This window comes from Paracoccus cavernae, from assembly GCF_042430175.1.
GTDB classification, from domain to species: domain Bacteria; phylum Pseudomonadota; class Alphaproteobacteria; order Rhodobacterales; family Rhodobacteraceae; genus Paracoccus; species Paracoccus cavernae.
The window spans coordinates 285,863-300,483 of the sequence record NZ_JBHMDZ010000049.1; the positions used below are offsets into that span (position 1 = coordinate 285,863).

12 protein-coding genes are annotated in these 14,621 nt (G+C 64.5%); 6 read left to right on the plus strand and 6 right to left on the minus strand.

Features of this window, described 5'->3' with window-relative positions:
* Positions 1 to 353: 353 nt before the first annotated feature.
* Entirely contained in the window at positions 354 to 1,490 is a 1,137-nt protein-coding gene (locus tag ACFFUC_RS19210; protein ID WP_377688539.1) for an amidohydrolase family protein, read from the minus strand.
* A 229-nt stretch (positions 1,491 to 1,719) separates the two neighbouring features.
* Here ACFFUC_RS19210 and ACFFUC_RS19215 point away from each other — a divergent pair, with 229 nt between their 5' ends.
* The gene (locus ACFFUC_RS19215; protein WP_377688540.1) at positions 1,720 to 2,790 is read left to right on the plus strand and encodes a magnesium transporter CorA family protein; all 1,071 of its coding nucleotides are present in this window, start codon (positions 1,720 to 1,722) and stop codon (positions 2,788 to 2,790) included.
* 32 nt (positions 2,791 to 2,822) lie between these two features.
* Here ACFFUC_RS19215 and ACFFUC_RS19220 read toward each other — a convergent pair whose 3' ends face one another.
* Positions 2,823 to 3,542 carry a DUF1045 domain-containing protein gene (locus tag ACFFUC_RS19220; protein WP_377688541.1) on the minus strand — a complete coding sequence of 240 codons (720 nt, stop codon included), beginning with the start codon at positions 3,540 to 3,542 and terminating at the stop codon, positions 2,823 to 2,825.
* Between the two features lie 109 nt (positions 3,543 to 3,651).
* Between ACFFUC_RS19220 and ACFFUC_RS19225 the strand changes: the two genes are divergently transcribed.
* Positions 3,652 to 4,716 carry a DUF475 domain-containing protein gene (locus ACFFUC_RS19225; RefSeq protein WP_377688542.1) on the plus strand — a complete coding sequence of 355 codons (1,065 nt, stop codon included), beginning with the start codon at positions 3,652 to 3,654 and terminating at the stop codon, positions 4,714 to 4,716.
* Positions 4,717 to 4,796: 80 nt separating this feature from the next.
* Here ACFFUC_RS19225 and ACFFUC_RS19230 read toward each other — a convergent pair whose 3' ends face one another.
* Complete coding sequence (locus ACFFUC_RS19230; protein WP_377688543.1) at positions 4,797 to 5,048, minus strand: YjhX family toxin; 252 nt, start codon at positions 5,046 to 5,048, stop codon at positions 4,797 to 4,799.
* 321 nt (positions 5,049 to 5,369) lie between these two features.
* Between ACFFUC_RS19230 and ACFFUC_RS19235 the strand changes: the two genes are divergently transcribed.
* The gene (locus ACFFUC_RS19235; RefSeq protein ID WP_377688544.1) at positions 5,370 to 5,774 is read left to right on the plus strand and encodes a hypothetical protein; all 405 of its coding nucleotides are present in this window, start codon (positions 5,370 to 5,372) and stop codon (positions 5,772 to 5,774) included.
* 73 nt (positions 5,775 to 5,847) lie between these two features.
* Here the strand turns inward: ACFFUC_RS19235 and ACFFUC_RS19240 are convergent, their stop codons facing one another.
* From ACFFUC_RS19240 to cobS, 3 genes are all read right to left on the minus strand, one after another.
* A complete protein-coding gene (locus tag ACFFUC_RS19240) occupies positions 5,848 to 7,659 on the minus strand; it encodes an aminopeptidase P family protein (RefSeq protein ID WP_377688545.1) in 1,812 nt (603 codons plus the stop codon).
* A gap of 106 nt (positions 7,660 to 7,765) precedes the next feature.
* Positions 7,766 to 9,628, minus strand: a complete 1,863-nt coding sequence (cobT, locus tag ACFFUC_RS19245; RefSeq protein ID WP_377688546.1) for a cobaltochelatase subunit CobT — start codon at positions 9,626 to 9,628, stop codon at positions 7,766 to 7,768.
* A gap of 135 nt (positions 9,629 to 9,763) precedes the next feature.
* Positions 9,764 to 10,735 carry a cobaltochelatase subunit CobS gene (cobS, locus tag ACFFUC_RS19250; protein WP_377688547.1) on the minus strand — a complete coding sequence of 324 codons (972 nt, stop codon included), beginning with the start codon at positions 10,733 to 10,735 and terminating at the stop codon, positions 9,764 to 9,766.
* Between the two features lie 261 nt (positions 10,736 to 10,996).
* Here cobS and ACFFUC_RS19255 point away from each other — a divergent pair, with 261 nt between their 5' ends.
* The 3 genes from ACFFUC_RS19255 to ACFFUC_RS19265 all read left to right on the plus strand — a co-directional run bounded on the left by ACFFUC_RS19255 (position 10,997) and on the right by ACFFUC_RS19265 (position 14,553).
* On the plus strand, positions 10,997 to 11,980 hold the full coding sequence (locus ACFFUC_RS19255) for a DUF808 domain-containing protein (RefSeq protein WP_377688548.1): 984 nt from the start codon (positions 10,997 to 10,999) through the stop codon (positions 11,978 to 11,980).
* Positions 11,981 to 12,168: 188 nt separating this feature from the next.
* Positions 12,169 to 13,548, plus strand: a complete 1,380-nt coding sequence (locus tag ACFFUC_RS19260) for an FAD-binding oxidoreductase (protein WP_377688549.1) — start codon at positions 12,169 to 12,171, stop codon at positions 13,546 to 13,548.
* Between the two features lie 219 nt (positions 13,549 to 13,767).
* Positions 13,768 to 14,553 (plus strand): glycoside hydrolase family 25 protein, encoded by a 786-nt coding sequence (locus ACFFUC_RS19265; RefSeq protein ID WP_377688550.1) that lies wholly within the window; start codon positions 13,768 to 13,770, stop codon positions 14,551 to 14,553.
* Positions 14,554 to 14,621: the final 68 nt, after the last annotated feature.

Here is a 14,621-nt window from a genome sequence, read left to right on the forward strand (position 1 = left end):
ATATCCCGTTATTTCCCCGCAATCCTGAATGCGTTTTCGTGTTTGCACATGGGGCTTTTGCCCGAGGGAGAAATGGAGACAAGCAGTTTTCCCCTCCCGATAGGGTCCGGAAATGGCGGTGTTTTGCTCATCAAGTCTAAATAGCTTTGAGAAAACGAAAATCTGGTTTAGATTTCAGATAAGACCCAAAGGAAAAGGGATACGCTTTTGGCGTATCCCCACAACGTTATACTCATTACGCAGGTATTAACTCTTTATACGTCCGGAAGGTTCCGGGCGTATAAGCTTATTTTGTACGTTCACGAAAAGGTTATGACGTTGCGTCACATTTGCATCACCCTTGTGGTGCAATGTCACTCGGCAGCGATGGCGTTGAAACCCTCGGTGTTCCAGGCGGCCTTGAAACGCTCGCGCGCGAGGCCCGTAAGATGGGCGAGGCGGCCGGCGCAGATCGTGGCCTCCACCCGCCGCGTTGCCGCATTGACCACGGCCAGATCGGCGCGTCGCCCGTAATCGAGCGTGCCGCGATCGGCCAGACCCATGATTTCGGCGGGGGTGGCGGAGACCAGCGGCCAGACGCGGGGCAGATCGGCAAAATCACGACCTGCCAGCGCCAGGGCGCGCGCCGCGAGCGCAGGCCAGTTCCCGTCGGACACCAGAGCATTTCCCAGCCGCGCTTGCAAAAGATCGTCGCCCAACCCGTGCTGGCCCGCGCCGATCAGCACGGGATTGCCCATCGCGCGCGAGGCTGCGGCGGCGGAATGGGCGGCGGGACGGGTGGCAAGGCGTGCGCCGATCATCGAATAGCTTTCGCGGATGTCGCCGCCGCTGTCGTCGAGGCTGCCGTAATGCGCGCCGACCGCATCCAGCGCCTCGGCGATCCGGCACAGGTGGCGGGGAACCTCATGCGCGCGGGTCTGTGCCGCGCAGAGGGCGCTGCGCAACCGCGCGGCGTCAAGGCCGAGCGTCGCGGCCTCGGCGGCGAAGGCCACGGGATCGTTGGCCTCGAGCCGGTCGAGCCGGTCGCGGGTATTCTCGAAATACAAAAGCTGCGGCCGGAGCTCGGCGATCAGGGCGCTCAGGCGCGGACCCAGATCGCTGCGCGCTGTCTCGACCCGAAGCGCGGGGCGCAGATCGACCGGCCCGCTCGGCTGTGCCAGAGCGCGCAGCAGCGCCTCGCCCCGTTCGGGGCAATCATGGCCGCCCTGCCATGACCAGCCCGCCGCCAGCCAGCCCGTGGTAACCCCCGCTGCTGCCGCCTGACGCTGCGCCTCCCTCAGGATGCGGGCAGGTGTTTGCGGTCCGGTCAGGGCAGGTGGCAGGGCCATCATGTCGATGATGCCGGGCAGGATCAGGAAGCCGGTCAGATCGACCGCGGGCAGCGGGCCCTTGCTGATCTTGCCGCGCGCGATCGCGACCGAGCGCTGACGCAGCTCTCCTTCGCGCAAGATGGTGGCGCCGGTCAGGCGGAGAGGAGGCAGAAACGGCATGATGAATCCGCGATGAGGCAATATGGCCAAAATGCCCGCACTCTGTGAAATGCGCGTGACAGGACGGCTAAACATTCGTCAATCGCGGGAAAATCTGCGGGCGGGCGCTGCCGCATACAGGCCGCGCGCATGCTTGGGGCAGGCCGCGCCCGTCCGCGCTACGGGCTTGACGGCGCGGGCGCAGGGCTTACGCATGAGGGGCGTTTGACCGCACGAGGATCCCGCACCGATGTTGAAGGCCTATCTCGCATCCGACAAGGCGCTGGTCGCCCTTCCGGAAAGTCTTGCCGAGGGACCCGACGAGAGCTTCGATCTGGCCAAAGCGGCGTGGATCGACCTGCTCTCGCCCACCGTCGCGGAAATCGAGCAACTCCGCCGACTCGGGATCGAGGTTCCGACGCTCGAGGATATGGAGGAGATCGAGGTCTCTAACCGGCTCTATCTCGAGGGGGATACGGCCTATATGACCTGCGTCATCCCCGGTCAGGCCGTGGCGGGCGGGCCGGTGCAGGGTGAGACCGGCGTGACGGACGGGAGCGCTAGTCCGGCGCAAGGCACGACCGGCGCCGGAGCCGTCGGCGGGGCACAGCCGGTGTCGCTGCCGGTGACTTTCATCCTCAACGCATCGCGTCTGGTGACCGTGCGCCACCACGAGCCGCGTCCCTTCGTGACCTTCCCTCATCGCGCGGGGCAAAGCTCCTGCGGGGCAGCCTCGCCCGAACGCATCTTCGTCGGTCTTGTCGAGGAAATCGCCGGACGGATGGCGGACCTCCTCGAGGGGGTGGGGCGCGAACTCGACCATGTTTCGGGCACGCTTCTGGGCAATACCGAGCCTCTGGCCGAAGAGGCCCTGCGCGCCTCGCTTCTGGCGACGGGGCGGAGCGCTGCGCAGATCAGCCGTGTGCGGCTGTGCCTGATGACGGTGGAGCGGATGCTGGTCTTCCATATCCCGAATATCGAAAAACGCAGCGAGGCGGGCAAGCTGCGAGCGACGATCACCGCGACGCAGCTCGATATCCACGCGCTCCATGTCCATGCCGAGTTTCTCGAGGGCCGCATCACCCTGACGGTCGATGCGACCATGGGGATGATCAACCTGCGCCAGAACGTGACGGTGAAAATCCTCTCGGTCGTGGCGGCGTTGTTCCTGCCGCCGACGCTGATCGCCAGTACCTACGGCATGAACTTCCGCCTCATGCCCGAATTGGAATGGAGCTTCGGCTATCCGCTGGCGGTGGGGCTGATGGTGGCCTCGTCGGTGGCAACCTTCCTGATTTTCCGCTGGAAGAAATGGCTTTGACGGGCTGAACGCCGCGCGTCCTGTGCCCCGATTTAACCGGCGCCGGCTTCGAGCGGGAATTCCTCGATCAGGCGGAAATGCTTGTCCGGCCCTTCGGCCACCAAAGCAATTGCCGCGACCGGCATCGGGCGCGCCAGAAGCGGGGCGAGTTCGGGCTCGAAAGCCTGTGCGAGTGTCGCGCCTTCCTGCTCGGTAATCGCGCCGCTGAGCGTCAGGTGGTAGTGGAAGAGATCGAGCACATGGGGATAGCCCCAACGGTCGAGATGCTCGCGTGCGGTGGGCGAGAGGCGCTCGGGGTGGCGGCGGGCGCGGTCTTGTTCGGACAGGGGCGCGCGGAAGTCGTCGAGACCGGTGACCAGCGCGGCCTCGAGCGCCATCAGCTCGGGCGGCTGGACCAGCGGGCGCAAGGCGAGAAAGCCCCAATCCCAATTCAGCGCCATCTCCATCGCGAAACCCGTATTGGTGGCTGCGATCTCGCCAAGGCGCGCGCGCAATTCAACGAGGCTGCGCCCCTCGGCCAGATGCATCGGCGCCTTCATCGTCGCGTGAAAACCGTAGCGGCGCGGCGTTGCGGTCAATTCGCCCTGGGTGCGCGGAAGCGCCGCACCATTGCGCCGCGGAGGCGTTTCTCCCTTTGGTTGCACATCCGAAACGGCAGTCGCGTCATGGCGTTTGCGCGCATCCCAGCCTAGCCATGCGCTTCCCCAGTGCCCAAGATCGCCCTGCGGCAGATGGTAGACGGCGTAGCGCATTTTCTTCTCCGATTCGTGAGCAAATTGGGTTTCAAGAACGCGCACGCTCTTGTGATGGTGTTAACCACTTCCTATCTGAGCCTGAAACAAAAGTCTCAGAGGAAGACAGATGAGATCAACCGTCAGCTATATGAAATGGCCGTTCATCGTGACGGCCATAGGCCTCCTACTTTCTGCATTTATCGGATGGGAATACGAAAAGACGGTTGGCGGAGCGCTGTCCTTCTTCCTCATTGCGGCCATTCTGGCCGTTCTGGAAATTTCGCTCAGCTTCGATAACGCGATCGTGAACGCGCAGAAGCTCAAGAACATGACCCCCGAGTGGCAGCACCGCTTCCTGACCTGGGGTATCGTCATCGCCGTCTTCGGGATGCGGATTGTCTTCCCGCTCCTGATCGTGGTTGTGGCTGCCAATCTCGGCCCTTGGGAGGCGATCAAGCTCGCCGCGACCGAGCCCGACCAATACTCCCACATCATCCACGAGGCCCATCTGCCCATCGCGGCATTCGGCGGCGCCTTCCTGATGCTGGTCGCCCTGCGCTACTTCTTCGACGAAGCCAAAGAGGTCGACTGGATCCGCGGCGTCGAAACCGGCCTGCGCAAAGTCGGCGAGATCCGCGGCATGGAGGTCGGCTTCGTGCTCATCTCGATGCTGATCGTGCTGCACTTCTTGCCCGCCGAGAAAGAGCACACCTTCGTCATCGCCGCGATCTGGGGCGTTGTGACCTATCTGGTGGTCGATGCTTTGGGCCATGTGCTTGACCGCTGGGGCGGCAAATCCTCGAACGGGGATATCGCCAAAGCGGGTCTGGGCGGCTTTCTTTACCTCGAAGTGCTCGATGCTTCTTTCAGCTTCGACGGCGTGATCGGGGCTTTCGCGCTGACGCAGAACCTCTTTCTGATCGCCATCGGTCTGGGCATCGGCGCGATGTATGTACGCTCGATGACCGTGATGCTGGTCGAGCGCGGCACTTTGGCCGAGTTCCGTTACCTCGAGCATGGCGCTTTCTGGTCGATCTTCTCGCTGGCGATCATCATGTTCGTCCAGACGCTGCATCCGGTTCCGGAATATATCACCGGCCTTCTGGGCGCGGGCTTTATCGCGGTGGCCTTCTTCAACTCGCTCGCCTGGCGCCGCAAGCACCCGGGCGAAGGCGACGCCCATATCGACTAAGCCACGGGGAGACCCCCGCAAGGCAAGGAAAAGCCCCGCTTTTGCGGGGCTTTTCTATATCGGCCTCGGGGCGGAAAAGCTTAGCTTTTGCGGGCCTGCGAGAGGGCTGCCACGCCGGATTTGGTGATGCGGTAGGGGCCGCCCGCCTGCGAGGCGATCATCTTCTTTTGGCGAAGCCGGTCGAATTCGCGCAGCCCGTAGCCGTCGAGAAACCATCCTTCGCGGGTGATGAAATAGACGTCGACGACCTGTTTGCCGTCCTTCTCCACGGTGATGCAGCCGCCAAAGGACAGCATTTCCAGCGCTCTGCGCTCGGTTTTCGAGATATTCATGATATAGGTCCACTGTCCGGGCCAAAGCCCGGTTGTCATCGGAGAAGCAAGCATGCGCTTGCTCGCTGGGGGCGATGACGGCCTCGGTCCGCGCTAGGCGCGAAGCGAGGCTTTAGACAGATGCACAGCGGAATGTTTTCATGCGGCGAGGATAGGGGCAGGCGCGTCTTGCGTCAATCTTTGCGCGGCTCGGGGCCGATCCCGCCTCAGCCAGGAGCCGCTTGCGATAGCGATTGCCGTTCCGCTTGCGAGCGGGCATCTTTGCCGCGCTTCGGGTGTCATCCTGCCGGAAGTGCTTGCGAAAAATGGTCGACATCTGCCGTGACAGGACGTTCTCTTGCTCTGCTCTTCTTGCTGGTCGCGGGTCTTCCGGCGGCGGCTTTCGTGATGCGGGCGAGCCTCTTTTCCGGCTATTCGTCCGATCTGGCCCGTGACGCCGACCGTCTCGGGATCTATCTGGCGGCGAAAGAGCAATGCGGGTTCAGATCCGCGCCCGGCGATGTCGCTTTCGTCTCGGGCCCTTCGGATTTTCACGAACCGACCCGCGCGGCTTTCGACAATGCCGTCTCGGAAGCCCGTCACGAGGAAAGGATGCAGCTTGCCGCCTTGTCCGAAGACGGGCTTGCCGATTACTGCGCCGCCACTGTCGCGCGCTACAGCGCACCGCAGGGCGAGGTGGTGGTCGAGGTGACGGTTCCGCCCGTGCCGCGTCCCGAACGCCGTTAGGGGCGGTCGTGGTAGCTGGAGAGGTGCCATCCCGCCGCGAAAGCCGCGGAATGGCCGGAGGCGAAGCCCCGCTTTAGCGCGCGACGGGTTGTGTCGCCTTGACCAGCCAATCGCGGGTCGCGCCGGCGACCTTGTCGCCGAGCGCTGCCAGAACGCGGGCGTGATAGGCATCAAGCCAGTCAATCTCGGGGGACGACATCAGCGTGACGTCGATCAACCGCGTGTCGATCGGGGCCAGCGTCAGGGTTTCGAAACCCAGCATCGCACGGTTGTCGGGGCTTTCGGCGGTCTCGACCACGATCAGGTTTTCGATCCGGATGCCGAATTCGCCTTCGCGGTAATAGCCCGGCTCGTTCGACAGGATCATCCCCGCCTCGAGCGGGATTTCCGAGATCCGCGCGATCCGTACCGGCCCCTCATGGACGCAAAGCGCCGCGCCGACGCCGTGGCCGGTGCCGTGATCGAAATCGAGCCCCGCCATCCACAAGGGCGCACGCGCCACCGCATCGATATCGCGACCGGCGCGGCCCTTGGGGAAGCGAAGACGCGAGAGGTTGATCATGCCCTGCAGAACCAGCGTATAGGGCAGGCGGTGCTTGTCCGAGGGCGTGCCGATCGGGATGGTGCGGGTGATGTCGGTGGTGCCGTCGCGGTACTGGCCGCCCGAATCCAGCAGAAGCAACTCGCCGTCCCTGATCGGCAGATTGGTCAGTTCGTTGACGTGATAGTGGTTGATCGCGGCATTGGGGCCGGTCGAGGAAATCGTGTCGAAGCTCACGTCATGCGCGCCTTGCGCCTTGCGCAGGCTTTCGAGTTTCTCGACCACCGCGATCTCGGTCAGCGATCCGTCGGTGGGCTGGGCGTCGATCCATGCCAGCATCTCGATCATGGCGACGGCATCGCGCAGATGGGCCTGACGCATCCCCTCTATCTCGGGGGCGGTCTTGACCGCTTTGGGCAGCACCACCGGATCGGGGGCTTCGACCACATCGGCATTGGCCTCGACCAGACGGAAGACCTCGTCGGGGGCGGAGGCGGGGTCGAGGCGCACCGGGCCGTTCAGCTCGCCCAAAGCGGCCGGAAGGCCCGAGACCGGCAGGATCACCACGTCGTTGCCAAGCTTGGCGCGGACCTCGGGGCCGAATTTCGAGGGCTCCGAGAACAGCTCGACACGGCCGTCGTCGTCGATCACGGCAAATCCTTGGACCACGGGGTTCTTGGGCAGATCCTCGCCGCGGATATTGAGAAGCCATGCGATGGAATCGGCAAGTGTCAGCACGGTCGATGCCTGTTTCTGCGCCTTGAGTTCGCCCGCCAGTGCCGCGCGCTTTTCCGCAGCGGTGCGGCCCGCGATCGCCTCTTCATGAAGACGCACCGGACCCGGGGCAGGGGCGGGGCGGTCGGTCCAGACCGCATCGACGAGGTTCTCGCTCGGGATCAGCGCGATATTGCTGCCGGCAAGCGCCGCCGTCATGTCGCGGATCTCCTTGCGGCTTTGCAGCCACGGGTCATAGGCGACGCGGCCGCCCTCTGGCAGGGCTTGGCGCAGCCATGCCGCCAGCGAGACTTCGGGCCAGTTGACGGGGGTGTAATGGGCCAGATCGACCTCGCCCTTGACCTGCACGCGGTAACGGCCGTCGACGAAAACGCCGGCCTGCTCCTGCGTCGCAATGGCGAAACCCGCGCTGCCCGAAAAGCCGGTCAGCCAGCCGAGACGCGCGTCCTGCGCGGTGACATATTCGCCCTGATGGGCATCGGTGCGCGGCACGATATAGCCGTCAAAGCCGCGTTTCGCCATTTCGGCGCGCAGGGCTGCAAGACGCGGCGGCCCGTCTTCGGGGCGGGTCTGGACGGTGAAAATCTGAAAGGGTTTGTCATTGGCCATTGGGCACCTCCGGTCCGGACTATTCGCCCCGGGCGCGGCAACTGTCCAGAGCCGAGGCCTGTCCCTGCCGCAACGCGGGGTTGCGGCAGGTCGGTATCAAAGCGGCCTAGCGGCGCGGCCCCATGCGGCCAAGCGCGCGGGCGCGTTTGCGCGGATCGGCCTCGAAAAGGGCGGCAAGCTGTTCGGTCATCGCGCCGGCCAGCTGGTCGACATCGGTGATCGTGACCGCGCGCTGGTAGTAGCGCGTCACGTCATGGCCGATGCCGATCGCCAGAAGTTCGACCTGCTTTTTCTTTTCGACCATGGCGATCACGTCGCGCAGGTGCTTTTCAAGATAGTTGGCCGGATTGACCGACAGCGTGGAATCGTCGACCGGCGCCCCGTCGGAAATCACCATGAGGATCTTGCGCGCCTCGTTGCGGCGCACCATGCGGCGATGCGCCCATTCCAGCGCCTCGCCGTCGATGTTTTCCTTCAGAAGGCCTTCCTTCATCATCAGGCCGAGGTTCGGGCGCACGCGGCGCCACGGCGCATCGGCCGCCTTGTAGATGATGTGGCGCAGATCGTTGAGGCGGCCCGGTGTCGCGGGACGGCCGGCGGCCAGCCATTGCTCGCGGCTTTGCCCGCCTTTCCACGCCCGCGTGGTGAAGCCGAGGATCTCGACCTTGACCTGACTGCGTTCGAGCGTGCGCGCCAGAACGTCCGCACAGATCGCCGCGATCGAGATCGGGCGGCCCCGCATCGAGCCGGAATTGTCGATCAGAAGCGTCACCACCGTGTCGCGGAATTCGGTGTCTTTCTCGACCTTGAAGGAGAGCGGCATGGTCGGGTTCGCGATCACTCGCGCCAACCGCCCCGCGTCAAGAACGCCCTCTTCCTTGTCGAATTCCCAGCTGCGGTTCTGCTGTGCCTGAAGGCGGCGCTGCAGTTTGTTCGCCAGCCGCGAGACCGCACCGCGCAAGGGTTCGAGCTGCTTGTCGAGATAGGCCCGCAGCCGTTCGAGCTCGGCCGGTTCGGCCAGATCCTCGGCGCGGATTTCCTCGTCGAATTCCTGCGTGAAAACCTTGTAATCGGCGCTCGCATCCGAGACCGGCGGCGGCAGGTCGGGCGGATTGTCGGCCTCGGAGGCTTCGGCCTCGTCGGCCATTTCCTCGTCCGACTGGTCATCCATGCTGACCTGTGCCTGACGTTCGTCCTGCTGTTGTTCCTGCGAGCGTTCGGGCGAGGCCTCTGCCTCGTCCTCTTCGGATTGGTCGCGCGACTGGTCGTCGCCCGCTTCCTCTTCCTGCTCGGCCTGATCCTCGGCATCGTCTTGCGGCTGGTCGGGATCTTCGCCCAGCTGGTCGCCATAGCCCAGATCCGAGATCACCTTGCGCGAGAGCCGTGCGAAAGCGGCCTGATCGGCGATGAAATCGCCGATATTTTCCATATCGGCTCCGGCCTGTTCCTCGACGAAGGGCCGCCAGAGGTCGGCCACATGCCGCGCACCTTTCGGCAGCTTCCGCCCCGTCGCCATTTCGCGCACGATATAGCCCGCCGCTGCCGCCAAGGGCGCTTCGGAGGCGGATTTGATCTGGGAATAGCCCTTGCGCTCGGCATCGGCGGCGATGCGGGCGTCGATGTTCGACAAAGCGCCCGGCATGTCGCGCGCACCAAGCGCCTCGCAACGCGCGGTCTCCATCGCCTCGTAAAGCTCGCGCGCCATCGGGCCGGGGGGGACGTATTTGGCATGGGTCGCGACGTCATGGTGGCGCAGCTTCATCGCCAGAGCATCCGCGGTGCCGCGTGCGAGCAGGACTTCGTCACGCGTCATGCGGCGGCTGACCTGCGGCAGACGCATCGTATCGCCCGCCACGCCGGACGGGTCGGCCGAGAAGGTGACGTTCAGCTCGCGGTCGTCAGCCAGCGCGCGCGTGGCCTCGGTCAAAGCCTTTTTGAACGGATCGGCGGGGTTGTCGGATTTTTTCATAACCCTTCCAGTTTCCCTGTAACGCGGCAAGCCGCGGAAAAGCCGCGGTGCCGGGATGGGCAGCCCTCAAGCCAGCCGTGGCGGTGCCGCTCGGGCCCGCCACGCTTCGAGTGCGCGGGGCTGTCCCGCTTGATCTCAGCCTGCCTTGGCGGCAGCGCTTTCCGGCAATTCCTCGTCGAACAGGCGCTGGTAGAATTCGGCAACCGTCTGGCGCTCGAGTTCGTCGCATTTGTTGAGGAAGGTCAGGCGGAAAGCATAGCCCACATTGGCGAAAATGCGCGCGTTTTGCGCCCATGCGATCACGGTGCGCGGGCTCATGACGGTCGACAGGTCGCCCTGCATGAAAGCCGTGCGGGTCAGATCGGCAAGGCTGACCATCTGGCTGATGGTCTTGCGGCCGGCCTCGGTGTTGTAGGTCGGGTTTTTCGCCAGAACGATATTGGTCTCGGCGTCATGGCTGAGATAGTTCAGCGTCGCGACCAGCGACCAGCGGTCCATCTGGCCCTGGTTGATCTGCTGGGTGCCGTGGTAGAGGCCGGTGGTGTCGCCCAGACCAACGGTGTTCGCGGTGGCGAAGAGACGGAAGAACGGGTTGGGCGTGATGACCTCGTTCTGGTCCAGAAGCGTCAGCTTGCCGTCGGCCTCCAGCACGCGCTGGATCACGAACATCACATCGGCGCGGCCCGCGTCATATTCGTCGAAAACGATCGCGGTCGGGTTGCGGAGCGCCCAGGGCAGGATGCCTTCGTGGAAGACCGTGACCTGCTTGCCGTCGACCAGTTTGATCGCATCCTTGCCGATCAGGTCGATCCGGCTGACGTGGCTATCAAGGTTGATGCGCACGCAGGGCCAGTTCAGACGCGCCGCGACCTGTTCGATATGGGTCGATTTTCCGGTGCCGTGATAGCCCTGGATCATGACGCGGCGGTTGTAGGCAAAGCCCGCCAGAATCGCCATCGTGGTATCGGGATCGAATTTGTAGGTCGGGTCGATTTCCGGCACGCGTTCGGTGCGCTCGGCAAAGCCTTTGACCTTCATGTCGCTGTCAAGGCCGAAGACCTCGCGCAGGTCAATCTCTTCGGTCGGTTTTGCGTCTTTATCCAGCATAGCGCACCTTTATCGAATAATCATGACTTGATGAAACATTCCCCGCGAGGGTGCAAGGACGGGGAGGCGCTTTGGTGCAAATTCATTCGCGGGAAAAAAGCCGCCGCGCCGGAGGCTCTGGCGCGCGACATGCGGGATTTGGCGCATAAAGCGCATCAAACGCCGGCCATGACGCGAAATCTTGCCGCTCGGGTGGGGATCGTGCGAACTAGCGGCAGGATTGAAGCGTTGGGCCACGATCCTCGGGACAAGGAATGACGGATGAGTGGATTGATCGCGTTGCTGGACGATGTCGCAGCGATCTCGAAAGTGGCGGCGGCATCGATCGACGATGTCGCGGGGCAGGCGGTCAAAGCCTCGGCCAAGGCGGCGGGCGCCGTGATCGACGATGCAGCGGTCACGCCGAAATATGTCAACGGTTTCGACGCCAGCCGCGAGCTTCCGATCGTCATGCGCATCGCGCGGGGTTCGATCTTCAACAAGGTCGTCATCCTGCTGCCGATCGCGCTTTTGCTGTCAGCCTTCGCGCCCTGGCTGATCTCGCCCTTGCTGATGATCGGTGGTGCCTATCTGTGTTTCGAGGGTGCCGAGAAGGTCTGGCATGCGCTCAATCCCGGTGACGGCCACGATTCCGAAGCCCATATTCAGGGTGAGGGCGGCGGTGTCTCGCTGGAGGAGTCGCGGGTCGCCGGTGCGGTCAAGACCGACTTCATCCTCTCGGCCGAGATCATGACCATCGCGCTTTCGGCCATTCCGGTCGCGGATCCCCTGTGGATGAAGGCGCTGATCCTGCTGGTCGTGGCCGTGCTGATCACGGCTGCGGTCTACGGCTTCGTCGCGCTGGTGGTGAAGGCCGACGATTTCGGCCTCGGCCTTGCGCGGCGCGGGGGCGGGATGGCGGCGCTCGGGCGCGGCATCGTGCGATTCATGCCGGGTTTCATGAAGGTCCTGACGATTGTGGGCACGGCCGCGATGGTCTGGGTCGGCGGCAATATCGTCATCCACGGCATGCACGAGCTGGGGATGCACCAGCCCTATCAGTGGATCAAGGATACGGCCGCGGCTGCGGCGCTGGCTGTGCCGCAGGTGGCGGGGCTGGTCAACTGGGCGGTTACGGCCTTCTTCGACGGCATCTTCGGGATCATCCTCGGCTTCATCCTGATCCCGATCGCGACCAAAGTGATCAATCCGCTGATCGGCGCTTTGCGCGGCCTGTTCGGCAAGACCGAAAAAGCGGGTCACTGACCCGAGGGGGGCCGCGAACAACGGCCCCCGTTTTGTGCCCCCGACCGGCGCGGGCTGCTTTCCGGCAGGCCTTCGGCGGTGGATGGCCGGCGTTGCTGCCTCGAGCTGGTTGCATCCCTCTGCGGCCTTGCCGCGCCCCGTCGAGGGGCAGATAGTTGCGGCGATTTCAGCGACCGGATGAGAGGGCCATGACCATAGCAGACCAACTTCAGGGCGAACTTGCCGCCCTTCTGGGCGCGCGCTTTTCGACCAAACGTGCCGATCGCGAGCAACATGCCGGTTCGGAGACCTTCCATCGCGCGCCGCCGCCCGATGCCGTGGTCTGGCCGCAAAATACCGCCGAAGTCTCGCGCATTCTGGCGCTTTGCCACGCCCGCCGCGTGCCCGTGATCGGCTGGGGCACAGGGACCTCGCTCGAGGGCCATGCCCTTGCCACCCACGGCGGCATCACGATGGATCTGGGCCGGATGGACCGCATCCGCGACATCCGTGCCGAGGACATGCTGGCCGTGGTCGAGCCCGGGGTCACGCGCGAGGCGCTCAATGCCGATCTGCGGGCGACGGGGCTGTTCTTTCCGGTCGATCCCGGTGCGAATGCGAGCCTTGGCGGCATGGCCTCGACCCGCGCGAGCGGCACGACCGCAGTGCGCTACGGCACGATGCGCGACAATGTTCTGGCGCTCGAGGTGGTTCTGGCCGACGGGCGCATCATCCGCACCGGCAGCCGCGCCGCGAAATCGAGCGCGGGCTATGACCTCACCGGCCTTTTCGTTGGTGCCGAGGGGACGCTGGGCATCATCACCGAACTGACCCTGCGCCTGCACGGCCAGCCCGAGGATGTCGCGGCAGCGGTTTGCGCCTTCGAGACGCTGGAGCAGGCGGTCGATTGCGTGACCGCGACCATCCAGACCGGCATTCCGATGGCGCGGATCGAGTTCGTCGATGCCGAGACCGCGCGCGCCTTCAACAGCTATTCCGGCACCAACCTTCGCGAGCAGCCCCATCTCATGGTGGAGTTCCACGGCTCGGGCGAGAGCCTGCGCGCCGATGTCGCGCGTTTCGGCGAGATCGCGGCCGAATACGGCGGTCTGGGCTTTGACTGGGCCGAAAGCGCCGAGGACCGCTCGCGGCTGTGGAAAATGCGCCACGGTGCCTATCCCGCCTGCCTCTCGCTGCGGCCCGGCGCGACGGCGGTCGTCACCGATATTTGCGTCCCGATCTCGGCGCTTGCTGCACAGGTGGCGGCGGCGCGCGACGATATCCGTGCCGAGGGGCTGCTCGGTCCGATTCTCGGCCATGTCGGCGACGGCAATTTCCATTCGACCCTTCTTGTCGATCCCGACAATCCGCAGGAGCTGGCGGCGGCAAAACGCATCGCGAACCGCATGGCGGAGCGCGCGATTGCGGTCGGGGGCACGATCTCGGGCGAACACGGGATCGGGGTCGGCAAACGCGGGCTGATGGCGGCCCAGCATGGTGCGGCGATCGGGGTCATGGCGGCGATCAAACAGGCGCTCGATCCGGAGAACATCATGAACCCCGGAAAGATGATCCCCGATCCGGTCTGAAACGATGCGCTGAAAACGCAGTCTCGGGCGGGGCATGGCGTGGTTTCGGTTCTCGCCCCGCGCCTCCTGCGGGGATTCTGGCGGCGGCCTTCCGCCTGCGGACTGACAGATTCGTGATGCCGCCTCCGGTCCCCGCTTGTCACGCTGACGTGACTTTGACATGGAGCTTTGCCATAAGGGACAAAAGCGCGCGGAACGCGCGATGGGGCAGAGGGCTACATGAAATTTCTCGGACGTTTGTTGGGCGTCGTTCTGCTGGGGGCCTTGGCCGCCTGTTCGAGCGCGCCGCAGGGTGGGCGTGGCGTGACCTATGGTCAGGGGAGCGGCCCGCGTTTTGGCGATTCCGCGCCCCATGTCTGGACGGGCGGGCATCCCTATAACCATCCGGTGCACGGGATCGACATCTCGCGCTATCAAGGCGACATCAACTGGAATGCGGTGCGCCATTCGGGCGTCAGCTTCGTGATGATCAAGGCGACCGAAGGCGGCGACCACTCCGACCCGAACTTCCGCCGCTACTGGGCCGAGACCGCCGCAGCGCGCATTCCGCGCGGGGCCTACCATTATTTCTACTTCTGCCGCTCGGGTGCCGAACAGGCGCGCTGGTTCATCGCAAACGTCCCGCGCGAGCGTGGCGCGATGCCGCCGGTAATCGATCTGGAGTGGACCGTTTCGAAGACCTGTCCGCGCCGTCCGCCGAGCCACGAGGTTCTGCGCGAAGCCAAGATCTTCAAGGACACGCTGCACCAGTATTACGGTCAGCGCCCGATCATCTACACCACGGTCGACTTCTACCGCGACAACGATCTGCGGAGCTGGCCCGAGGAATTCTGGCTGCGTTCGGTTGCCGGCCACCCGCGCGAGGTCTATCCGGGCCAACGCTGGACCTTCTGGCAATATACCGGAACCGGCCGCGTGAACGGGATCAACGGCAATGTCGACCTCAACGTCTTCGCGGGCTCGCCCAACGAGTGGCGTAGCTGGCTGAGCCGGAGGCTCCAATAAGCCGGCGTCAACTCCGGCTCGAATTCGTGGCGCTCTTCATCGGGGCGCCACTTCTCATTGCGCTCTGC